At 69.6% G+C, this 680-nt stretch carries 1 protein-coding gene; it reads right to left on the bottom strand.

The features are described 5' to 3' along the window. Positions 1-470 (bottom strand): P-loop NTPase family protein (locus tag AC08ON_RS17165; RefSeq protein WP_476617346.1); only part of this gene is annotated, 470 nt, incomplete at its 3' end. Positions 471-680: the final 210 nt, after the last annotated feature.

The following is a 680-nucleotide window of genomic DNA, read 5'->3' as shown; positions in this document are numbered from 1 at the left end:
GCGCCGGCCGCTCGGACCGAGGGAACGTTGAAGGAGAACGCGTTGGGCGAGCCGATGTGTGGCTCGCCGAGCCGGCTGAACAGGATGCGCAGCATCGCGTTCGCGTCGGTGGCGGTGCCGACCGTGGAGCGGGCGTCGGCTCCCATCCGCTGCTGGTCAACGATGATCGCGGTTGTCAGCCCTTCGAGTACGTCGACCTCGGGCCGCGCCAGCGTCGGCATGAAGCCCTGCACGAAGGCGCTGTACGTCTCGTTGATCAGCCGCTGCGACTCGGCGGCGATCGTGCCGAACACCAGCGAGCTCTTGCCCGAGCCGGAGACGCCGGTGAACACTGTCAGCCGGCGCTTCGGGATCTCGATGCTGACGTCCCTGAGGTTGTTCTCGCGCGCGCCGTGCACGCGGATCACATCGCTGCGGTCGGCAACGTGCGGCGCCGGCGACCGCGGGTCCGTCCTCGTGGCCGTGCTCATGGCCGTGCTCATGGCCGTGCTCATCGTGTCTCCATCTGCCTGGTGCACGGGAGGTGCCTGGTGCACGGGAGGTGCCGTCGGGCCGGTCATGCTGCGATCGCCGGACGGCTCAGCGGAGCTCGTTGATGCGGATCAGGTTGCCCGCGGGATCGCGGGAGGCGCAGTCGCGAACGCCGTACGGCTGCTCGGTCGGCTCCTGGACGACCTCGG

It is taken from the genome of Frankia sp. CoWAU3 (genome assembly GCF_977971855.1).
The sequence above is the reverse complement of the archived record's forward strand: the minus strand, read 5'-3'. Positions and strand labels throughout refer to the sequence as shown.